Genomic DNA, 18478 nt, shown 5'->3' on the forward strand with positions numbered 1-18478 from the left:
AGCGCACCGTCTTCTCTTCCAGCCCCGCCACCCGGGGCTTTTTTATGTCTGGAGCTTATCCATGAGTGGTTTTTTCCACGGCGTCACTGTCACCAACGTGGACACCGGCGCACGCACCATCGCGCTGCCCACGTCCTCGATCATCGGCCTGGTGGACACTTTCACCGAGGGCCCGGGCGTCAGCGCCAAGGCCAATGACCTGCTGCTGATCACCAGCGAGCGCGAAGCCATTGCGGCCTGGGGCCCGAATGCCGCGATCACCAAGGCCTGCCAGGCCATCTACCAGCGGGCCAAGGCGGTGATCGTCGCCTGTGGCGTGACCAAGGTCGAAGATGCCGAGCAGCAGGCTTCGGCGATCATCGGCGGCGTCCTGGCCAACGGCAAGCGCACCGGCCTGCAAGCGCTGCTGGACGGCAAGAGCCGTTTCAACGCCCAGCCACGCCTGCTGGTGGCGCCCAAGCACAGTGCCACCCAGGCGGTCGGTACGGCCCTGGTGGGTCTGGCGGACAAGCTGCGCGGCCTGGCCATCATCGACGGCCCCAACAGCACCGATGAAGCAGCCATGGCCTACGCCAAGAACTTCGGCGCCAAGCGCGCGTTCATGGTCGACCCGGGCATCCAGTATTGGGACACCGCCGCCAGCGCCACTGTCGATGCCCCGGCCTCGGCCTGGGTCGCCGGCCTGTTCGCCTGGACCGACAACGAGTACGGCTTCTGGGCCTCGCCTTCGAACAAGGAGTTCGTCGGGGTCACCGGTACCTCCCGGGCCATCGAATTCCTGGACGGCGACGAGAGCTGCCGGGCCAACCTGCTGAACAACGCCAACATCACCACCATCATTCGTGATGCCGGCTTCCGCCTGTGGGGCAACCGCACGCTGTCCAGCGATCCGAAATGGGCCTTCGTCACCCGAGTGCGGACCATGGACATCGTCATGGACGCCATCCTCTACGGCCACAAGTGGGCAGTAGACCGCTCCATCACCGCCACCTACGTCAAGGACGTCACCGAGGGCCTGCAGGCCTTCATGCGCGACCTGAAGAACCAGGGCGCGATCATCAACTTCGAGGTCTATGCCGACCCCGAGTTGAACACCGCCAGCCAGCTGGAGCAGGGCAAGGTGTACTGGAACATCCGCTTCACCGACGTACCACCTGCCGAGAACCCGAATTTCCGTGTCGAAGTCACCAACCAGTGGCTGACCGAAGTCCTCGATAAAACCGCTTAAGGAGCCGCAGCAATGGCAATGATTCCCGAAACCCTGGCGAACATGAACCTGTTCGTCGATGGCATCAGCTTTCAAGGCGACGTGCCGAGCCTGACCCTGCCCAAGCTCACCCTCAAGACCGAGGAGCACCGGGTCGGCGGCATGGACCTGCCCATCGAGCTGGACATGGGCATGGAGAAGCAAGAGGCCGGCTTCACCACCACCGGTGTACGCCGCGAATCCCTCAAGCTGTTCGGCCTGACCGACAGCAGCGCCTTCAACGGCGTGTTCCGTGGTGCCTTCAAGGGCCTCAAGGGCAAGACCACCCCGGTGATCGTGACCCTGCGCGGCCTGCTCAAGGAAGTCGACATGGGCGACTGGAAGTCCGGCGACAAGGCCGAGATCAAGCACAACGTCGCCGTGAGCTACTACAAGCTGGAAGTCGACGGGCGCCTGATCTACGAGATCGATGCCCTGGGCATGAAACGCGTGATCAACGGTGTCGACCAGCTCGCCGCCCAACGTTCGGCCCTGGGCCTGTAAGGAACTTCCTCGATGTCTGAAGCAATCAATGGCACGCCGTCCTGGATGGTGTTGAGCCCCGAAAACGTGGTGATCAGCCTCAGCAAGGCGGTGTCGATGAACGGCGTGCAGTGCGACAAGCTCACCCTGCGCGCGCCCACCGTGCGTGATATCCGCGCTGCCAACAGCGCGGCGGCCGGCGATGACGAACAGCGCGAGCTGATGCTGTTCGCCAGCCTGGCCGAGGTCGGCAGCAAGGACCTGGAGGGCCTGACCCTCAAGGACTACCAACGCCTGCAGGCCGGTTATTTTCGCCTGGTGCAAGACGACGAGCTTTGACCCGGCAGTGATGAAGGTGGCGGCGAAGCGGCTCGCTCGCGAGCTGCATTTTTGCGCTGAGGAAATCATGACCATGCGCTATTGCGACATGGTCTGGTGGCTCACGGATTGAGCCTGTCACCACGGGGGCGGCAAATGGCGAACAACAAGCTGGTATCGACAGTGATAAAGATCGGCGGCGCCCTGGACTCGACCTGGGATGCTGTCTTCAAGACTGTGGAGGATCGGATCAAGGAGCTCGAAGAGCAGGCCCGCAAAGCCCATAAGTTGCAGAACGCTGTCGGCGAAACCCAGCGCCTGCGCCGGGAACTGAGCCGGGCCCGGAAACAGGGTGCGGCTTCGGTCAGCGACTTGCAGTCCAAGCTGGATACCAATCTGGACAGACTGCGCAAGCAGGGCATCCAGGTACGTAAGCTGAACCAGGAGTACCAGGCCTTGGGCCGCGCGGCCCGAGGCCTAGAGCTTCGGACCAAGGAACAGCAGCAGATCAAGCAGGGCAAGACGGACCTCAAGTCCAGCTACGAGCTGACGAAAAAAGCCGTGGGGGCGCTGGCGGTGCCGGTCAAGATCAACGCCGACTACCAGGCGACGATCCGCGACATCGCCATCAAGGGCAATATCGCCAATACCCCGCAAGAGGCGCAGCTGGCGCGCAATGTCCTCCAGGTTTCCCGGGATTCCGGGCTGGGTCGCGGCGAGGTCGCCAGCCTCATCGCCGGGATGACCGCCAGTGGCACGTCGTTGGACAAGGCCCAGCAGTATGCCGGGTTGGCGGCCAAGTTCGTGGTTGGCCAGGGGGCCGACATCGGCGACACCGCGACCTTGATCCGGGCCCTGGAGACGCAGGCCGGGATCACCGATCCCAAGACCCTGGAGCGGGCCCTGGAGGCCATGGCCCTGCAAGGCCAGGCGGGCAACTTCGAGGCGGCCGACATGGCTCGCTTGCTGCCCGACCTGCTCAAAGGCGCCAAGGACATGAAGCTCACCGGCATGGATGCGGTGAGCCAGGTGGGGTCGATGCTGCAATTGCAGATGTCGACGGCCAACGGCGCCGATCAGGCGGCCGGCAACCTGAAGAACTGGATGGGCGAGATTCGCTCACCGGCCACTGCCGCAGCTTATGCCAAGGCCGGCCTCGATTATGAGGAATTGCTGCAGACCGGCCTGAAAAAAGGCATGTCGACCCTGGAGGCGAGCTTCGCCTTGGCCATGAAGTACATCCAGGTCACCGACCCGGCCAAGGCCGCGCAGATGACCGCGGTCCAGGCGCAGATCAGCCAGCAAACCGATCCGCAGAAGGCCCAGGCGATGCTGGCCGCCCTGGCGCAGTCGCTGTACGGCGACGACCAGTTCGCCAACATGCAGGTCGATGCGGCGTTGCAGGCTTACGCCCAGGGCCAGGATGGGTACCAGAAGCTCAAGCAGGACTCGCTGACGGCCTCCGGCGTGCTGGATAAGAACCAGGCCGAGCGCCGGGGGACGTCGGCGCAGATCTGGAAGGAAGCCGATGGCGCGGTCGACAACCTGCAGCAGGCGTTCGGCCAGGCCCTGACCCCGGCCACGGACCGCTTGGGCCAGAGCATCACCTGGTTGGCGAATGGCATGACCGAGCTGACCAACCAGGCCGCTCCGGCGGTACTGGGGGTGACGGTCCTGGCCGGCGGCTTGCTGGCGCTGAAGAATCTGCAAGCGGCCCATACCCTCGGCAAGGGCCTGTTCAACGTGGCCCGTGGCTCGATGATGGGCAATCCGGACTTCATCCAGAAGGTGCTGGTCACCAACCCGGGGGCACTGGGTGGCGGTGACTACGACATCGACACCAGCCGTGACAAGAAAGGAGGCAAGGGACGCAGGGGTGGCCCGGGCGCAAAACCAGGCCGCAGCTGGCCCGGTAGAGCCGCCCAGGCGGTTAGAAATGCCTTCAGGCCGGGCGTTGTGGGACGGGTTGCAAAAGGAGCGGCCAGCCTGGGCATGTCGACGCTCAGGGGGGCTGCGAATCTGGGCATGTCGACTTGGCGAGGGATCAAGACGGTGGCTCAGTATCTGTGGCCCAAGGTCAAGGGCAAGGGCGGGGGCAACGTGGCGCAGGCTGTGCTGGGTGCGGGTTTCCAGGTTGCCGATACCTACCTGAATGCCAAGACCAAGGACGAAAAGGCCGAAGGCTATGGTCGCGCCGCAGGTGGGCTGGCAGGCGCTATGCTCGGAACCAAGGCCGGTATGGCAGCAGGAGCTGCTATCGGCTCTATCGTCCCAGGGCTTGGAACCGCCATTGGCGCAGGCGTAGGCGGCCTGGTAGGGGGCGCTCTTGGCTACTGGGGCGGTGACGCCCTGGGTGGGCGCCTTGGCAAATCGATGTTCGGCGGCGATGACTCGCTCAAGTCGATGCCCGCCGCCGGCCCGCTGATGATGCGTGACGCCGGCAAGAACATCCCGCCGGTCATGGACGATATCGCCAACTCCTTCAAGAGCGGGCAGACCCCGCCGCTGATGGGCCAGGTGGTGCGTTCCATGCCGCCGGCGCCCGGCACGTCGAGCACCCTGGCCGAACCCTTCAAGGCCCCCTTGGCGCCGGCGATCGAGCAGCAGTTCAGCTTTGCGCCGGCGATATCGGTCACCGTCCAGGGCGATGTCAAGGACCCGGCGCAACTGGCCCGGGAACTGGAGCCCTACCTGCGTTGGCAGTTCGACGAGTACAGCCGCCAGGCCTCGGCTCGCCAGCTGTCCGATGCACCTCACGTTTAAGGAGACGCCATGGCCTACATGGAACAGCTGCAATCGGGGTTGCAATCCCTGGTGGCGGCAGCGGAGGCGGGGCGGCGCAGCGCGGACGAGATGCTGGGGCCCATGAACGGGGCCATCGGCGATATCACCGGCGCCGCCCTGGAGCTGGAGAACCTGCCCGTGGTCGGGCCGCAAGTCGGCACCCGGCTGCGCCGCATCCTGCGCGGTATCGATGCCGCGCAAAGCCGGGTCGGCGAGGTGGCGGCCCAGTACAACCAGGCCGTCACGGTAGCCGGGCAGGTGCAACAGCGCCTCGGCGCCTTGCAAGAGCAGACGGCCAAGGTCGGGGCGGCGATCAACCGTATTGGCGGGCAGATCAGCCCGGCCCTGGGCACGATCTTTCCCAGCAGCCTGTTCGCTGCCAAGGAAACGCCCACCGCCGAAGCGGTCAAGCCGTTTCCGCACCTACTGATCCTCCAACCCCTGGGGGCTGCTTCCCAACCCTATTACTTCAACCTGGACACGGCGGCCTTCGACGATTTGCGGCGCCAGACCAGCTTTCGCTGGACTGGCCAGGAGCGCCTGGGGCGCAGCAGTGCCCAGCAGGCGGTGGGCCTGGGCGACGAACGCATCAGCCTCAAGGGTGCGATCTTCCCCGGGTTCAAGGGCGGACTGGGGCAGTTGCAGGCCTTGCGCAGCATCGGCCGGCAATTGCGCCCCTTGAGCCTGACCACCGGCTACGGCGAGGTCCTGGGCACCTGGTGCCTGACCAGCATCGACGAAGACCAGGGCCATTTGCTGGCCGGCGGTATTCCACGCAAACAGGCCTTCTCACTGGAGTTCGTAAGCTATGGCGACGACTTGCAGAACCTCTGACGGCGATCTGCTCGACACCTTGTGCCAGCACTACTACGGGCATTTGAACGGCACTGTCGAGGCGGTGCTGGATGCCAACCAAGGCCTGGCCGACGAGCCCCAGCCATTGCGGGCCGGGGTGCTGATCCTGCTGCCGGACCTGCCGGCGCCGGAACAGGCGCTGGTCCAGCTATGGGACTGAACCCTGGTCTTGCTTCTGCAAATTCCTTTACTGATCGGCACCCAGTGCGAGGCGTTTTATGACCCCAGAGTTTCGTATCGTTGCCGATGGCCGGGACATTACCAGCCAGATCAACGACCGGTTGCTGTCCCTGCGCACCTCGGACAAACCCGGCATGGAGTCGGACGAATTCGAGCTGCGCATCGACGACCGCGATCGTGCGATGGTGCTGCCCAGCCGTGGCGCCAGCATCGAGGTGTTCATGGGGTATGCCGGCCAGGGGCTGACCCGCCTCGGGCGCTACACCGTGGATGAGGTTGTGGTCTCCGGACCACCGGACACCCTGGAGATCCGCGGCAAGGCCAGCGACATGCGCGGCAGTGGCAAGACCACCCGCAGCGGCAGCTGGGAAGATGTGCCGCTGCAACAGGTGGTCCGCGACCTGGCGGCCCGTAACGGCTGGACCCCGGTGTGCCCGGTGGCGATCAAGGTCCTGCGGGTCGACCAGCTCAACGAGTCCGATTTCAACTTCATCACCCGCCTGGCCCGGCAATACGACTGCACCGCCAAGGTCGCCGAAGGCAAGTTGCTGGTGCTGCCGCGCCAGGCGGGACAGAGCGCCAGCGGCAAGGCCCTGGGCAAGGTCACCATCCACCGCCACGAGGTGAGCCGCTATCAGTTTCGCCTGGGCGACACCAGCAGCCACAAGGCGGTGCAGACCCGTCACCAGGACAAGAAGAGCGGCAAGCTGCAGGTGATCGAACTGGGTAACGACAGTGCCCCGGCCGGGGTGCCCGCGGTGCACACCGACCGGCATATCTACCCGAACAAATCCGCGGCAGAGCAGGCCGCCAAGGCGCGCCTGGCGGCGTTCAACCGCAGCACCGCGGCCCTGCGCCTGGATCTGCCCGGACGCATCGACCTGTTCGCCGAACGCCTGATCGACGCCCAGGGTTTCAAGGCCGGGCTGGATGGCGAGTACCTGGTGGATTCGGTGGAGCAGGTCTTCAGCCCGTCGGGCTGGAGCACCACGGTGGAGTGCAACGCCGGCAAGCAGGGCAAGGCCCGGGCCAAGGGCAAGCCGAAACCCCAGGCCAAGCCGCTGAAGGTGCTGCAACTCTAGGTCGGCGGCGCCCGCTGCAAGCCTTTGGGCGGCCCCTTTGCGGACGTCCGGTTTTTTTCCCGATGCGGTTCACCCGCAGGAGATTTCATGAATTCCAACATCATTCAGCCGGCCTCGACGCGAGGCATCCGGCGGTTCTTGCGTGGCCTGCTTGGCGGCTGCGCCCTGGCACTGGCCAGTGCGGCCCAGGCCACGCCCTTTGTCCTGGCCTACACCGACGGCCAGGTCGAGACCTCCTACAGCAACCTCAAGGCTTTTTATCGCAACCTCTCGGCAGTGGGCCTGGGCAGCACCTACGGCCTGACGGTCACCGGCCAGTTGCACCAGGAGGGCATGAACGACACCACCCGGCAGATCATCGCGTTCGCCAAGTCCAGGTCCTTGCCGCTGTACCCGACGGTATCGGACTACAACCAGGACATCGCGGCCTTCGACCCGGCCATTTCCCACTCCATCGTCAACAACAAGGCCTTGAGTGCCAGCACCATCAAGCAGTTGGTGACGCTGGCCCGGGATAACGGGTTCGCCGGTATCAACCTGGACTTCGAACAGGTTGAACCGCGCAACGCCCAGGCGTTTTCCGCCTATGTCAAAGCCCTGGGCCAGGCCCTGCATGCGCAAGGGCGCAAGTTGATCATCAGCGTGCCGCCCAAGCTCGACGACCAGCAGCCCGAATACCTGCAAGGCTACGACTACCGGGCCCTGGCAGCAGCGGTGGATTACTTCCAGCTGATGACCTACGACCAGGTGGGCCCGGGCTGGAGCAGCGGCGGCTTCCACGGCGAAGTCTGGCCGGGCCCGGGCTCGGGGCTTGACTGGCAGCAAGCGCTGCTGGCCTACGCGGTGACGCGAGTACCGGCCGACAAGCTGCTGTCCGGGCTGGCGGCCTACGGCCAGGACTACAGCATCGGCAATCGGGTGCACTGGTCGGCCTACGAGGAAATCATTGCCGAGCACAACGCCGTCACCCACCTGGACGTCCCCTCGGCCACTCCTTATGCCACCTGGGGTCCGGTCAACAGCTTCGCCGACGGCGTCGAGTGGACTGCGGAGCGAGCGCAGCCGGTGCTCTGGTATGACGACGCCCAGAGCATTCGCAGCAAGGCCGCCCTGGTCGGGCGCCTGGGCCTGGGCGGCACCAGCGTCTGGGCCATGGGCTACGAAGACGCAAGTTTCTGGAGCGCACTGCAGGCCGGCCTGGCCAAGGCCCCGGCGTTGCTGCCCAGCGGACGCGAATGACGCAGTCCCGCGCTCGCTTAATAACCTTCGATGGATACGGAGCACCCAGCCATGAATGACGAAGAACTGGCGGCCATCAATCGCCTGATCGCCGCCCTCCAGGCCCAGGCCGATGGCCAGTCCGCCTTGAACGGCGCGATCCGCCTGCTGGCGCAGAGCAACCAGGCCCTGGTGGACCTGATCAAGAGCCGTGAACCGGACCCCAACGCGCCACCCTACCTGGATGGCTCGCCAACTCCTTGAGCCCTGGCACCGGCGCCTTTGGTCCGCACCCGAGCAACACACCCTCGACCCGCCAACCGCGGGTTTTTCATTGTTTTCTGGAGAACACCCGATGTCGATTCTTACCCAAGGTACGCAAATCTTCGCCCTGGTCCCGCCTGTGACCGGCAGCGGCCCCTACACCGTGCTGGAAGTCGAGCACGTCACTTCCTTCGAGCCCGGCGGCGCGCCTGCTGAGCAGATCGAGGACACCACCCTCGACGCCCAGGAGCGCAGCTACAAGAAAGGCCTGCGTACCCCTGGCACTGCCAGCCTGGGGCTCAACGCCGACCCGGCCAACGCCAGCCATGTGCGCCTGCACCAACTGTCCGAAGCCAATGGCGAGACCAGCATCAAGTGGGTCGTGGGCTGGTCCGACGGCAAGGGCATCGCGCCGACCGTCAACACCAAGGGCGACAACTTCGAGCTGCCGACCACTCGCACCTGGTTCACCTTCGACGGCTACGTCTCGGACTTCCCGTTCAACTTCGCCCTCAACGCCGTGGTCACCACCACCGTGACCATCCAGCGCACCGGTGGCTCCACCTGGATCAAGAAGGCCTGAGCATCGCCATGAACCTCAAGCAACTCAAAGCCAAGGGCGGCATCGTCGATGCCCTGCCCGTGAAGAAGCAGGTGAGCTGGACTCACTTGGACAGCAAGACCGGCAAGGAGGTGACCGACACCTTCACCTTGCACATCCGCCGGCAGTCCTTCGGGGTCATCGAGCGGCTGTTCGCCGACAGCGACAACGAGCAGAGCCGCAACGCCCGCTACATCGCCGCTTCGGTGGCACTGGGCACCGATGGCGGCGAGGCCCTGAGCTACGAGGATGCCTACGGCCTGGAGCCGACCCTGGGGTTTTTGATCCTCAATGCGGTCAATGAGGTCAACGGCACCGGCGGTGCGGCAAAAAACTGACGGCCGCCGATGAGTTCTGGCACGAGTTGGTGCTGAACGGAGTCGGCGGCCGGACGATTGCCGAAGCCAAGGAACGCATGACCTACCACGAAGCCCTGGCATGGGGACGCTATATCGACCGATATGGCTCCTTGCATACCGGTAGGCGGCTGGAGGCGGGCAGCGCCCTGGTGGCGCTGCAGACCCACCGGCTGGGCGGGGGCGTGGCGGAGTTGTTGGACTTCATGCCCCATGAACAACGTTTGGGCCTGTCGCTCGAACGCGCGATGAACGAGTGGCGCTGATCCCAGGCCACTTTTCCCGAACCCGTTTTGACGGGTTTTCATGACCCGGAGAACCCCATGGCAACAGCTTCCCAAGGGCTGGACCTGAGCGGCCTGGAGCGGGCCCTGGACAAGGCCCAGCGCATTACCGACCAGGCCATGCGCAACATGCAGCGGCGCATCGACGAGGCCGGCAAGAAAATCGCCGAGTCCATGACCCTGTCGTCCGCCTCGGCGCTGGACGCCAGCGCCAGTGCCTTCGACGACATGCGCAAGGCCTATGACCCGGCCACCACCGCGGTCGACCAGTACATCAAGAAACAGGGCAGCCTGACGGCGTTGCTCAAGCAGAACAAAAGCGCTGAAACCGACTACGCGCAGACCCTGGAAAAATCGGGGAAAAAACTCGCGACGTATTCCGACGAATTCGACAAGTTGCGCAGCGACGGCGCGCTGGCAGCGGCCCAGGTGGGCATGGGTGCGCGCCAGAAGGAACGGGCCAAGCTCCTGAGCGACAACGACCTGAAGTACGCCCAGGCCCGCAAGGCCCTGGATGCCCAGTTTCCAAAGGGAGCGACCCAGGCGCCGGCCACCTATGCCGACCAGGCCGGGATCAAGTTCCCCTCCGGCGATGCCTACGGCAAAGGCGGTGAGCAGGGTGACGAATACGCCACCAGGCTCGAAGAGCTCAAGACCAAGCACAGCGAAACCGCACTGCAGATCCAGAGCAACTACCAGCAGATGACGGAGGCGATGCAGGACTGGAAGAACGGCGCCTCGGAAGCCTTCGACGACTACATGAACGCCTCCGACAACACCGCAGCCCAGTCGAAGGCCGTGTTCGCCAACGCCTTCGACAAGATGGGCGCGGGTATCGTGCAGTTCGCCACCACCGGCAAGTTTTCCTTTTCCGACTTCGCCAGTTCGGTACTCAAGGACATGGCGATGCTGGCGGCCAAGACGGCCGCATCGCGGGCGTTGAGCTCGCTGTTCAGCATGGCCGGCTCGGCCCTGATGAGCCTGTGGCCGGGTTCTGCTGCGACTCCTGCTGCCCAGCAGTTCACGGTGGATGGCGCCACCACTGTGTTTAAACCACAGCTGGATGCATCCAGCTTGCGCTTTGCCAAGGGCGGGGTCTTCAGCAACACCGTGGCCAGCGCTCCGACCCTGGCGCCCATGGCTTTGTTCGGCGAAGCCGGGCCCGAGGCGATCATGCCCCTGAGCCGGGGCGCCGATGGTTCCCTGGGCGTGGTGGCGCTGGGGGGCGCACCGGCCGGCAGCACCAGCAACCAGCAGGTGGTGATCCAGCAGACCATCAACGTCGGCGAAGGCCAGGGCGCTGCCCAGGGAGCCGGCGCCAACCAGCAGAACCTCGCCAACGCCTATGCCAGCGCCGCCCGACAAGGCGCTGCCGAACAGATCGCCCGTGACCTGAAGCCGGGCGGCCAGATCTGGTCCGTCATCAACGGCCGCTGATACCCAGCGGCCGCGACGGCTCACGCCCGGAGAAAAGCATGACCATCGAAACCTTCGCCTGGGTGCCCAAGGTGGAACCCGTGGGCACCGTCGAATTCCGCCTCAAGTCGGCCCGCTTCGGCGACGGCTACCAGCAGGTGGTCCAGGACGGCATCAACAACAAGACCCAGTCCTGGCCGCTGACCTTCGTCGGCGACGAAAGCCGGATCAAGCCGATCATCGCCTTCATCGACGCCCATCGCGGCGCCACGCCGTTCTACTGGACCCCACCCCTGGGAGAACAGGGGCTGTACCGCTGCAAGACCTACCAGCCCTCGCCGTTGGGCGCAGGGATGTACACCCTCAGCGCCACCTTCGAACAGGCCTTCCATCCATGACCCTCAAAACCATCAAGGCGGGCGCCCAGCCCAATGATGGCACCGGCGACAATCTGCGCAGCGGTGCCCAGATCATCAATGAGAACTTTGCCGAACTGGATCAGCGAGCGGCGCAGGCCAGTACTGAGATCGGTAAGCTCGATGCCCTGACCAAGGCGCTTGCTGACAAGACCGGACCTGGTCTCGACCCCGCTGTGCGAGCGATTCTTACACGCTGGGGGCTAGGAGATTCGGTAACGACCCTCGAAGAGCGCCTGCTTAGCTGGATCACGGTTTCCGCATTGGTGTTCGTGTTCCCTCAAAACGGGCAGAACTCCTTGCCTACCAGGGAGACGGGGTACTACGTCGTGCATTTGCAAAACGCCGACCCCAAATATGCGGCCCAATTGGCTTTTAACGGTTCTATTGGCGTCATGTTCCGTCGGGTCAAGGCCGGTGATGCATGGACGCCGTGGACCCGGCTGATACAACAAGGTGATTTTGGAGTCGGGTCCAAGGACGATGCGGCTTACGTAGGTAACAACCTGAACCCCAACGACTATCTCACCGGTGGTGATGTAGTGGGCCAGTTCAACATGGACGGTACGTTGAGAACCGGTGCCCTGATCGTACAGGCTGGTAGCAACGCCACGGTGTGTGCGCAGCAGTTTGTAGACTGGGCGACCGGAAAAATGTACTCGCGTGCGAAAAGCTCCAGCACCTGGAACCCTTGGCGCGCCGTTGTTGCTGTTGGCGATTTTGGTTTGGGTAGCAGCGATATGGCGCCCGACATGTCCGCAAACTCGGCGAGCGTGACGCGGTTCTATCGATCGTTCAATGATGCCGACAGCGCAAACCTTGGGCTTACCGCAGGGATTCACCTTCAGCGTGACAACGCACGATCTGGCGATATCGCTTTGAGCTGGATCGACGAGTCGGCGTACTTTCGGATCAGCAACAGCATGGGGACGCGCGGGGCTTGGCGCAAGCTGGTCAAGGTAGGGGACTTTGGAGTTGGCGCGGTATCCCTACAAGCATGCAATGATGCCAACGTCATTGAGGCGACAGGGGACCTCCTGCTTCATCCCGGGACGTTAAATGGACCAACTCCAGGGATTTACGGAACCATACGGACGACCTTCTATGAAAGGTCTTCTGGAAACTTTACACAGCTCGCCATTGCCACTAATGGGGTGGGGATGTTCTATCGAGGGTGCATTAATGGTTCGGTTCAGCCATGGATGCGCATCAACGAAGAATCAATAACGAACGGCAATGGGACCGCAGTCAAGTTTTCGGATGGGACCATGATTTGTTGGCACACAAGCGGTGCAGTCCGGACAACCTCAAATCAAGTCTCGGCAGGTGTTTTCCTCGGTGAAGCTGAAATTTTTACTTTCCCCGTCCCATTCGTGACGATAGGTGCCGTGATGCCGACCGTCGCCTACTCCGCGACCGGGTATTGCTGGGCCTCAGTCGGAGAAGGGAACAACCCTTATCAGTGCAGGATTGTAGCGTTCAGCCATACGAACAACGCTCAATACCAAGCCAAATATTTTGCCGTCGGGAGGTGGCGATAATGGTCATTATTAATTTTTCTCCCGTGTGTACGGACAGACTGCCAACTCTCGAATCGGTGTCCATCGAGGGCTACGCCATCACCATCAACGGCGAGTTGTTCGACTTTTCGCCGCTTGAGAAAGGCTACGAACTTTCGCTCGATGCTATCGACTCGCCCCTGTTCGCCGACAAGGCCGTTATGTCCACCGAAGGCGTCCTGTCGATCACGCTGTTCATGCCCTACGACGAAGCCACGGCCACCGATGCCATCCGCTTCCCTGAGCCTGTGACCGTCACCACCGCCGGCCCGGTGGATATCCCCACCGATCACCCCGCACAGCTCCCCGTAACTCCAACCGTCGAGGACGACCATGGACTTCTCGCGGAGCAAGAAAACCTTCACTGAGCAGGACCGGAAAGCCAACGAGGCTCGGGAGTACCTGCGCCAGACCGACTGGCTGGTGGTACGCAAGCTGGAAACCGGCAAGGACGTCCCAGCCGATATCGCAGAGAAACGTGCCGAGGCTCGCAGCCTGATCTAGGCGCAGCCAGCGCCCACCCCACCCGCCATCGCGCGGGTTTCTTTTTGCCTTGTGCAAAGACCTGGTGACCATCGTCGGACTGGCCTCCTGATCGGCTGCTCCTGACCACCGAGTGGAGGGCAAGCCCCTCAGTACCCATCTTTAACAGGCTGTTCATCCATGACCCTCAAAACCATCAAGACGGGCGCCCAGCCCAACGATGGCACCGGCGACAACCTGCGCACCGGTGCCCAGATCATCAATGAGAACTTTGCCGAGCTGGATCAGCGAGCGGCTCGGGCCAGCGCCCAGCTCAGCTCGATCGAAACGGGTGCGACCAAAAACCGGTCGGATGCCGAGCTGCTGACCCGCGCGAACCATACAGGCGCACAACCGGCCAGCACGATCAGCGACTTTTCGCCCGCAGTAAAGATAATCCTCCAGCAGTACGGGTTGGCGGAAAAAATCCGGGATATACCTGAGGGTCAATTAAATGGTCTTTCCGTGAATACCTTCACCTTTTGCAGGCCGGCTGGCGCCGGGATTCTCCCTTCGCAGGTAAACCATTACGTCATTCATCTGCAATTGAACGACGCGGGATTTGCCATGCAAATCGCTGTGAATTTCTTGAGCGGGAAGTCCTATAGCAGAATCAAAGATAACGGCAATTGGCAGGCCCAATGGGTCGCCGGAATCGCCAAGGGGGATTACGGTGTTGGCGCCAAGGATGATGCTCCATTCGTAGGGGTGAACCAGAACCCCGATACATATCTAACCGGTGGGTACGCGGTGGGGCAGTTCACCATCCTGGGTACAAGTTTGACCGGCGTGCTCATTACCCAGGCTGGTAGCAACGCCACGGCGGCATCCCAGCAGTTCGTAGACTGGGCGTCTGGAAAAATGTACTCGCGAGGGAAAAGCTCAAATGCCTGGAGCCCGTGGCGCAGCCTGCTAGCTGCCGGAGACTTTGGCGTTGGCGCAACCGACCCTTTAGACATAACTAATACAGATACCCTTGCAGGCGGAACTTATCGAGTCAAGGACATTACGCCGGGTGGTCCTGGGATATGGGGGTCGCTATACAATTACCCTCACAATAGCAGTTCATTTACGCAACTGGTGGTTAGTATTTCTGATGACTCAGTATGGAGCCGAAGGAAACTAAACGGACAAACGTTTTCATGGGTTCGTCAAACTCCTGAATTCATCGCAAATGCAAATGGAACTGCTGTTAAATATGCAGATGGAACTATGATTTGTTATTTTGCAGCTCCAACTAAAGACGTGACTAACAGGGCGATTGGCTCAATTTTCGCGTCTGATCAAAGATCATTCACTTTCCCAATACAATTTGTTTTCGAACCTATTGTGGTTTGGTCGGCGGGTTCGTCGTCTAATGGCATATGCTGGGGAAGCTGCGACTGGTCGTCTGTTAGTCAAACAAATGGTCGTTTAAATAGCTCATATTCAACTATTGACGGATATTTGCGCTACATAGCTATAGGTAGATGGAAATAATGGTAAAAATTACATTTTCTCCAATTTATGCTCCGACATTTGATCTATTGAAAACTTTGAATGTTGAAGGATACAAACTTACGGTAAACGGAAAGGAATTCGATTTCTCGCCACTTGAGAAGGGCTACGAGCTGTCGCTTGAGGCCATCGGCTCTGAGTTGTTCACCGATAAGGCCGTCATGTCCACCGATGGCGTCCTGTCGATCACGCTGCTCATGCCCTACGACGAAGCCACGGCCACCGACGCCATCCGCTTCCCAGTTCCAGTCACCGTCACTGCCGCCGGCCCGGTGGATATCCCTACCAACCACCCCGCACAGCCCCCCGTAACTCCAACCGTCGAGGACGACCATGGACTTCTCGCAGAGCAAGAAAACCTTCACTGAGCAGGACCGGAAAGCCAACGAGGCCCGGGAGTACCTGCGCCAGACCGACTGGCTGGTGGTACGCAAGCTGGAAACCGGCAAGGACGTTCCAGCCGATATCGCAGAGAAACGTGCTGAAGCCCGCAGCCTGATCTAGGCGCAGCCAGAGCCCACCCCACCCGCCAGCGTGCGGGTTTCTTTTGCCTTGAGGAAACACGATGCCAATTACGGCCGATATCCAGACCCTGGAGCCTGGCGCGTGGGTGGAGCTTTTCGAGCTCGACGCCACCAGCCTCGGCGCCGAACTCTACCGCTTTCACGGTTACCCCCAGCAGTCGTCGATCTTCTGGCAGGGGCTCGAGTATTCCCCCTGGCCGATCCAGGCCGAGGGCTTCGAAATGACCGGCAAGGGCTCGCAGCCGACCCCGACCCTGTCGGTGGGCAACGTCGATGGTTTCATCACCGCCCTGGTGCTGTATTTCGAAGACCTGGTAGGGGCCCGGCTGATTCGCCATCGGACCCTGGGCAAGTACCTGGACGGCCAGCCCGAGGCCGACCCCGAGGAAGAGCTGCCGCCGGACATCTGGTACGTCGAGCGCAAAGTCGCCGAAGACAACGAGGTGGTGCAGTTCGAGCTGTCCAGCGCCCTGGACTTCAACGGCGTGCAACTGCCACGGCGACAGATCGTCGCTAACGTCTGCTGGTGGCTCAGCTGCGGCGGTTATCGCGGCCCTTACTGTGGCTACAACGGCGGCCCGGTGGCGGACGTCAACGACGTGATCGTCACCGATGCCGCCAAGGATAAATGCGGCGGGCGCCTGAGCAGCTGCAAGCTGCGTTTCGGCGAGAACAACCCGCTGCCCTACGGTTCGTTTCCTGCGGCGGGCCTGCTACGGAGCTGAACATGAACAAGGCGAACCTTGCGGCCATCGAGCGCCACGCCCTGGCCGAATACCCCCGCGAGTGCTGCGGGTTGCTGATTCGCGAGGGCCGGCGGCGGGTCTATGTGCCGTGTCGCAATACCGCCGCCACCCCCAGCGAGCACTTTCGCCTGGCTCCCGCGGACTACGCGGCAGCCGAGGAGCGCGGCGAGGTGCTGGCGGTGATCCACAGCCATCCGGATTACCCGGCCACGCCCAGCGAGGCGGATCGGGTGGCCTGCGAGGCCTCCGGGCTGCCCTGGTACATCGTCCAGGTACTGGCGGACGACGCCGGCCAACCGCGTATTGGCCAGTGGGCCCAGCTGGCGCCCAACGGCTACCAGGCACCCTTGGTTGGCCGGGCCTTCGCCCATGGCGTGCACGACTGCCTGAGCATCATCCTCGACTACTACCGGCGCGAGCTGGGTATAGAACTGGGCGACTACCAGCGCGAGGACGGCTGGTGGGACAAGGGCGGCAATCTCTACCTGGAGCACTTGCCCGAGGCCGGTTTCGAGCGGGTAGGGGACCTGCGCCAGGGCGACGTGGTGTTGATGCAGATCCGCTCGCCGGTGCCCAACCACGCGGCCATCTACCTGGCCGATGGCGTGCTCAAGAGCGAGCCGGCGCACTACCCGGCGCCGGGCTCCATCCTGCACCACCTCTATGGCCGCGACAGCAAGCGCGACACCTATGGCGGCTACTGGGACGAGGTCACGGTCAGCATCTGGCGCCATCGCCAGCTCATGGCGTCGGCTTGAGGCCGCTGCCTTTCCCGGCTGCCAACCGGGGATCTTTCTTCCTGGGAGTCATGTGATGAATCAGCAAAAAGTCCGGGTCGTGCGTTTGTACGGCTCGCTGGGAGCCCGCTTCGGCCGGGTGCATCGGTTGGCGGTGGGCAGCGCTGCGGAGGCGATCCGCGCCTTGTGCGTGCTGGTGCCGGGATTCGAGGCCTTCCTGATGGAATCCAAGGATCGCGGGGTGACCTACTCGCTGTTCCTCGGGCGCGACAACCTGGGCCAGGATCGCCTGCATGCTCCTTGCGGCAACAGCGATATTCGCATTGCTCCGCTGCTCATCGGCAGCAAGCGCTCGGGCGGGTTGCAGACCATCATTGGCGTCGCCCTGGTGGTGGCCGCGTCCTATTTTTCCGGTGGCATTGCCGCCGCGGGTGGCAGTTCAACCTTGATCGGGACTACCGGCACCACTGGCTGGACCTTCGCCGCCAGCATGGGCATTTCCCTGGCCATGGGCGGGGTAATGCAGATGATGTCGCCGCAGCTCAAGGGCCTGGGGGCCATGGACCGTCCCGACAACCGCGCCAACTACAGCTTCAACGGCCCGGTCAACACCACGGCCCAGGGCAACCCGGTGGGACTGCTCTATGGCCAGTTGATCGTCGGCAGCTCAGTGATCAGCGCCGGCATCTACGCCCAGGACCAGCTCTGAAACAGCGGTCTGCGTTGTCCATCCCAACCCGCCGCGGCGGGTTTTTTATCGCCAGGAGAACCCCATGGGCTTGGCCGTAGAACCACAAAAGATACAAACCGTGCTGCTGTCCGGCTCCCTGGCACGGCTGTTCGGGCGTGAACACCGGGTGGCCATCAGCGCAGGCTTCAAGGACGTGATGGGTTACTTCCGGCAGTTCCCGGGTTTTGAGCGCTACATGGTGCAAAGCGCCGACAAGAGCCTGCGCTTTGCCGTGTTCAACGGCCGGCGCAACTTGTCCGAGACCGATATCCACCAGCCCCTGGGCAAGCAGGTGATCCGCATCGCCCCGGTGCTCGGCGGCTCCAAGCGCGCTGGGGGCTTGCAGACCATTCTCGGCGCGGTGTTGATGGCCGTGGCCTACTACAACCCCTTCGGCTTTCTCACCGGCCCGGCAGTCACTGCCATGATGATGACCGGAGCGACCTTGGTGATGGGCGGCGTGACGCAGATGCTCGCGCCCATGCCCAAGGGCCTGGGCGCCCAGGAGCGCCCGGAAAACTGCCCCAGCTACAGCTTCAACGGGCCACTCAACACCACGGCCCAGGGCAATCCGGTGGGCCTGCTCTATGGCCAGTTGACCATCGGCAGCACCGTGATCAGCTCCGGCATCTACGCCCAGGACCAACTCTAAGCATTCCC

At 62.9% G+C, this 18478-nt stretch carries 24 protein-coding genes; all 24 read left to right on the forward strand.

Features of this window, described 5'->3' with window-relative positions:
* Nucleotides 1–61: 61 nt before the first annotated feature.
* The 24 genes from GDH07_RS04415 to GDH07_RS04520 all read left to right on the forward strand — a co-directional run bounded on the left by GDH07_RS04415 (nt 62) and on the right by GDH07_RS04520 (nt 18470).
* On the forward strand, nt 62–1228 hold the full coding sequence (locus tag GDH07_RS04415) for a phage tail sheath subtilisin-like domain-containing protein (protein ID WP_068605581.1): 1167 nt from the start codon (nt 62–64) through the stop codon (nt 1226–1228).
* Nucleotides 1229–1240: 12 nt separating this feature from the next.
* A complete protein-coding gene (locus GDH07_RS04420; protein ID WP_022643387.1) occupies nt 1241–1750 on the forward strand; it encodes a phage major tail tube protein in 510 nt (169 codons plus the stop codon).
* Between the two features lie 12 nt (nt 1751–1762).
* The gene (locus GDH07_RS04425; RefSeq protein ID WP_022643388.1) at nt 1763–2068 is read left to right on the forward strand and encodes a phage tail assembly protein; all 306 of its coding nucleotides are present in this window, start codon (nt 1763–1765) and stop codon (nt 2066–2068) included.
* A 135-nt stretch (nt 2069–2203) separates the two neighbouring features.
* A complete protein-coding gene (locus tag GDH07_RS04430; protein ID WP_152896768.1) occupies nt 2204–4810 on the forward strand; it encodes a phage tail tape measure protein in 2607 nt (868 codons plus the stop codon).
* Between the two features lie 9 nt (nt 4811–4819).
* Nucleotides 4820–5665, forward strand: a complete 846-nt coding sequence (locus tag GDH07_RS04435) for a phage tail protein (RefSeq protein ID WP_152896769.1) — start codon at nt 4820–4822, stop codon at nt 5663–5665.
* Nucleotides 5640–5846: a tail protein X gene (locus GDH07_RS04440; protein WP_022643394.1), complete on the forward strand. Its 207-nt coding sequence runs from the start codon at nt 5640–5642 to the stop codon at nt 5844–5846. Before GDH07_RS04435 ends, GDH07_RS04440 begins: the two co-directional genes overlap by 26 nt.
* A 58-nt stretch (nt 5847–5904) precedes the next feature.
* Nucleotides 5905–6948 (forward strand): phage late control D family protein, encoded by a 1044-nt coding sequence (locus GDH07_RS04445; protein ID WP_152896770.1) that lies wholly within the window; start codon nt 5905–5907, stop codon nt 6946–6948.
* An 87-nt stretch (nt 6949–7035) separates the two neighbouring features.
* Complete coding sequence (locus tag GDH07_RS04450) at nt 7036–8187, forward strand: glycosyl hydrolase family 18 protein (RefSeq protein WP_152896771.1); 1152 nt, start codon at nt 7036–7038, stop codon at nt 8185–8187.
* Between the two features lie 51 nt (nt 8188–8238).
* Nucleotides 8239–8430 (forward strand): hypothetical protein, encoded by a 192-nt coding sequence (locus tag GDH07_RS04455; RefSeq protein ID WP_022643397.1) that lies wholly within the window; start codon nt 8239–8241, stop codon nt 8428–8430.
* A gap of 91 nt (nt 8431–8521) precedes the next feature.
* The gene (locus GDH07_RS04460; RefSeq protein ID WP_053134530.1) at nt 8522–9013 is read left to right on the forward strand and encodes a phage tail tube protein; all 492 of its coding nucleotides are present in this window, start codon (nt 8522–8524) and stop codon (nt 9011–9013) included.
* 8 nt (nt 9014–9021) lie between these two features.
* Complete coding sequence (locus GDH07_RS04465; RefSeq protein WP_022643399.1) at nt 9022–9369, forward strand: phage tail assembly chaperone family protein, TAC; 348 nt, start codon at nt 9022–9024, stop codon at nt 9367–9369.
* Between the two features lie 29 nt (nt 9370–9398).
* Nucleotides 9399–9653, forward strand: a complete 255-nt coding sequence (locus tag GDH07_RS04470) for a hypothetical protein (RefSeq protein ID WP_031321344.1) — start codon at nt 9399–9401, stop codon at nt 9651–9653.
* A gap of 57 nt (nt 9654–9710) precedes the next feature.
* Nucleotides 9711–11108, forward strand: coding sequence for a phage tail tape measure protein (locus GDH07_RS04475; protein WP_152896772.1), 1398 nt, complete (start codon nt 9711–9713; stop codon nt 11106–11108).
* 38 nt (nt 11109–11146) lie between these two features.
* On the forward strand, nt 11147–11485 hold the full coding sequence (locus GDH07_RS04480; protein ID WP_022643403.1) for a phage tail protein: 339 nt from the start codon (nt 11147–11149) through the stop codon (nt 11483–11485).
* On the forward strand, nt 11482–13044 hold the full coding sequence (locus GDH07_RS04485) for a pyocin knob domain-containing protein (protein WP_152896773.1): 1563 nt from the start codon (nt 11482–11484) through the stop codon (nt 13042–13044). Before GDH07_RS04480 ends, GDH07_RS04485 begins: the two co-directional genes overlap by 4 nt.
* A complete protein-coding gene (locus GDH07_RS04490; RefSeq protein ID WP_152896774.1) occupies nt 13044–13430 on the forward strand; it encodes a hypothetical protein in 387 nt (128 codons plus the stop codon). Before GDH07_RS04485 ends, GDH07_RS04490 begins: the two co-directional genes overlap by 1 nt.
* Nucleotides 13396–13566: a hypothetical protein gene (locus GDH07_RS32220; RefSeq protein WP_178124006.1), complete on the forward strand. Its 171-nt coding sequence runs from the start codon at nt 13396–13398 to the stop codon at nt 13564–13566. The genes GDH07_RS04490 and GDH07_RS32220 overlap by 35 nt, the downstream gene beginning before the upstream one ends.
* Before the next feature lie 159 nt (nt 13567–13725).
* The gene (locus tag GDH07_RS04495; protein ID WP_152896775.1) at nt 13726–15063 is read left to right on the forward strand and encodes a pyocin knob domain-containing protein; all 1338 of its coding nucleotides are present in this window, start codon (nt 13726–13728) and stop codon (nt 15061–15063) included.
* On the forward strand, nt 15054–15449 hold the full coding sequence (locus tag GDH07_RS04500) for a hypothetical protein (RefSeq protein WP_152896776.1): 396 nt from the start codon (nt 15054–15056) through the stop codon (nt 15447–15449). Before GDH07_RS04495 ends, GDH07_RS04500 begins: the two co-directional genes overlap by 10 nt.
* A complete protein-coding gene (locus GDH07_RS32225; RefSeq protein ID WP_177409160.1) occupies nt 15415–15585 on the forward strand; it encodes a hypothetical protein in 171 nt (56 codons plus the stop codon). The genes GDH07_RS04500 and GDH07_RS32225 overlap by 35 nt, the downstream gene beginning before the upstream one ends.
* Before the next feature lie 61 nt (nt 15586–15646).
* Nucleotides 15647–16330 (forward strand): phage minor tail protein L, encoded by a 684-nt coding sequence (locus GDH07_RS04505; protein WP_053134540.1) that lies wholly within the window; start codon nt 15647–15649, stop codon nt 16328–16330.
* A 2-nt stretch (nt 16331–16332) separates the two neighbouring features.
* Nucleotides 16333–17109, forward strand: a complete 777-nt coding sequence (locus GDH07_RS04510) for a C40 family peptidase (RefSeq protein ID WP_022639481.1) — start codon at nt 16333–16335, stop codon at nt 17107–17109.
* A gap of 55 nt (nt 17110–17164) precedes the next feature.
* Nucleotides 17165–17797, forward strand: coding sequence for a tail assembly protein (locus tag GDH07_RS04515; RefSeq protein WP_053135694.1), 633 nt, complete (start codon nt 17165–17167; stop codon nt 17795–17797).
* 64 nt (nt 17798–17861) lie between these two features.
* Entirely contained in the window at nt 17862–18470 is a 609-nt protein-coding gene (locus GDH07_RS04520; RefSeq protein ID WP_152896777.1) for a tail assembly protein, read from the forward strand.
* Nucleotides 18471–18478 lie beyond the last annotated feature (8 nt).

It is taken from the genome of Pseudomonas piscis (assembly GCF_009380155.1).
GTDB lineage: Bacteria > Pseudomonadota > Gammaproteobacteria > Pseudomonadales > Pseudomonadaceae > Aquipseudomonas > Aquipseudomonas piscis.

Excerpts from the sequence above, each read along its gene's own strand:
- GDH07_RS04415 (WP_068605581.1), top strand. The coding sequence starts at position 62 with ATGAGTGGTTTTTTCCACGGCGTCACTGTCACCAACGTGGACACCGGC.
- GDH07_RS04420 (WP_022643387.1), top strand. The coding sequence starts at position 1,241 with ATGGCAATGATTCCCGAAACCCTGGCGAACATGAACCTGTTCGTCGAT.
- GDH07_RS04425 (WP_022643388.1), top strand. The coding sequence starts at position 1,763 with ATGTCTGAAGCAATCAATGGCACGCCGTCCTGGATGGTGTTGAGCCCC.
- GDH07_RS04430 (WP_152896768.1), top strand. The coding sequence starts at position 2,204 with ATGGCGAACAACAAGCTGGTATCGACAGTGATAAAGATCGGCGGCGCC.
- GDH07_RS04435 (WP_152896769.1), top strand. The coding sequence starts at position 4,820 with ATGGCCTACATGGAACAGCTGCAATCGGGGTTGCAATCCCTGGTGGCG.
- GDH07_RS04440 (WP_022643394.1), top strand. The coding sequence starts at position 5,640 with ATGGCGACGACTTGCAGAACCTCTGACGGCGATCTGCTCGACACCTTG.
- GDH07_RS04445 (WP_152896770.1), top strand. The coding sequence starts at position 5,905 with ATGACCCCAGAGTTTCGTATCGTTGCCGATGGCCGGGACATTACCAGC.
- GDH07_RS04450 (WP_152896771.1), top strand. The coding sequence starts at position 7,036 with ATGAATTCCAACATCATTCAGCCGGCCTCGACGCGAGGCATCCGGCGG.
- GDH07_RS04455 (WP_022643397.1), top strand. The coding sequence starts at position 8,239 with ATGAATGACGAAGAACTGGCGGCCATCAATCGCCTGATCGCCGCCCTC.
- GDH07_RS04460 (WP_053134530.1), top strand. The coding sequence starts at position 8,522 with ATGTCGATTCTTACCCAAGGTACGCAAATCTTCGCCCTGGTCCCGCCT.
- GDH07_RS04465 (WP_022643399.1), top strand. The coding sequence starts at position 9,022 with ATGAACCTCAAGCAACTCAAAGCCAAGGGCGGCATCGTCGATGCCCTG.
- GDH07_RS04475 (WP_152896772.1), top strand. The coding sequence starts at position 9,711 with ATGGCAACAGCTTCCCAAGGGCTGGACCTGAGCGGCCTGGAGCGGGCC.
- GDH07_RS04480 (WP_022643403.1), top strand. The coding sequence starts at position 11,147 with ATGACCATCGAAACCTTCGCCTGGGTGCCCAAGGTGGAACCCGTGGGC.
- GDH07_RS04485 (WP_152896773.1), top strand. The coding sequence starts at position 11,482 with ATGACCCTCAAAACCATCAAGGCGGGCGCCCAGCCCAATGATGGCACC.
- GDH07_RS04490 (WP_152896774.1), top strand. The coding sequence starts at position 13,044 with ATGGTCATTATTAATTTTTCTCCCGTGTGTACGGACAGACTGCCAACT.
- GDH07_RS32220 (WP_178124006.1), top strand. The coding sequence starts at position 13,396 with ATGGACTTCTCGCGGAGCAAGAAAACCTTCACTGAGCAGGACCGGAAA.
- GDH07_RS04495 (WP_152896775.1), top strand. The coding sequence starts at position 13,726 with ATGACCCTCAAAACCATCAAGACGGGCGCCCAGCCCAACGATGGCACC.
- GDH07_RS04500 (WP_152896776.1), top strand. The coding sequence starts at position 15,054 with ATGGAAATAATGGTAAAAATTACATTTTCTCCAATTTATGCTCCGACA.
- GDH07_RS32225 (WP_177409160.1), top strand. The coding sequence starts at position 15,415 with ATGGACTTCTCGCAGAGCAAGAAAACCTTCACTGAGCAGGACCGGAAA.
- GDH07_RS04505 (WP_053134540.1), top strand. The coding sequence starts at position 15,647 with ATGCCAATTACGGCCGATATCCAGACCCTGGAGCCTGGCGCGTGGGTG.
- GDH07_RS04510 (WP_022639481.1), top strand. The coding sequence starts at position 16,333 with ATGAACAAGGCGAACCTTGCGGCCATCGAGCGCCACGCCCTGGCCGAA.
- GDH07_RS04515 (WP_053135694.1), top strand. The coding sequence starts at position 17,165 with ATGAATCAGCAAAAAGTCCGGGTCGTGCGTTTGTACGGCTCGCTGGGA.
- GDH07_RS04520 (WP_152896777.1), top strand. The coding sequence starts at position 17,862 with ATGGGCTTGGCCGTAGAACCACAAAAGATACAAACCGTGCTGCTGTCC.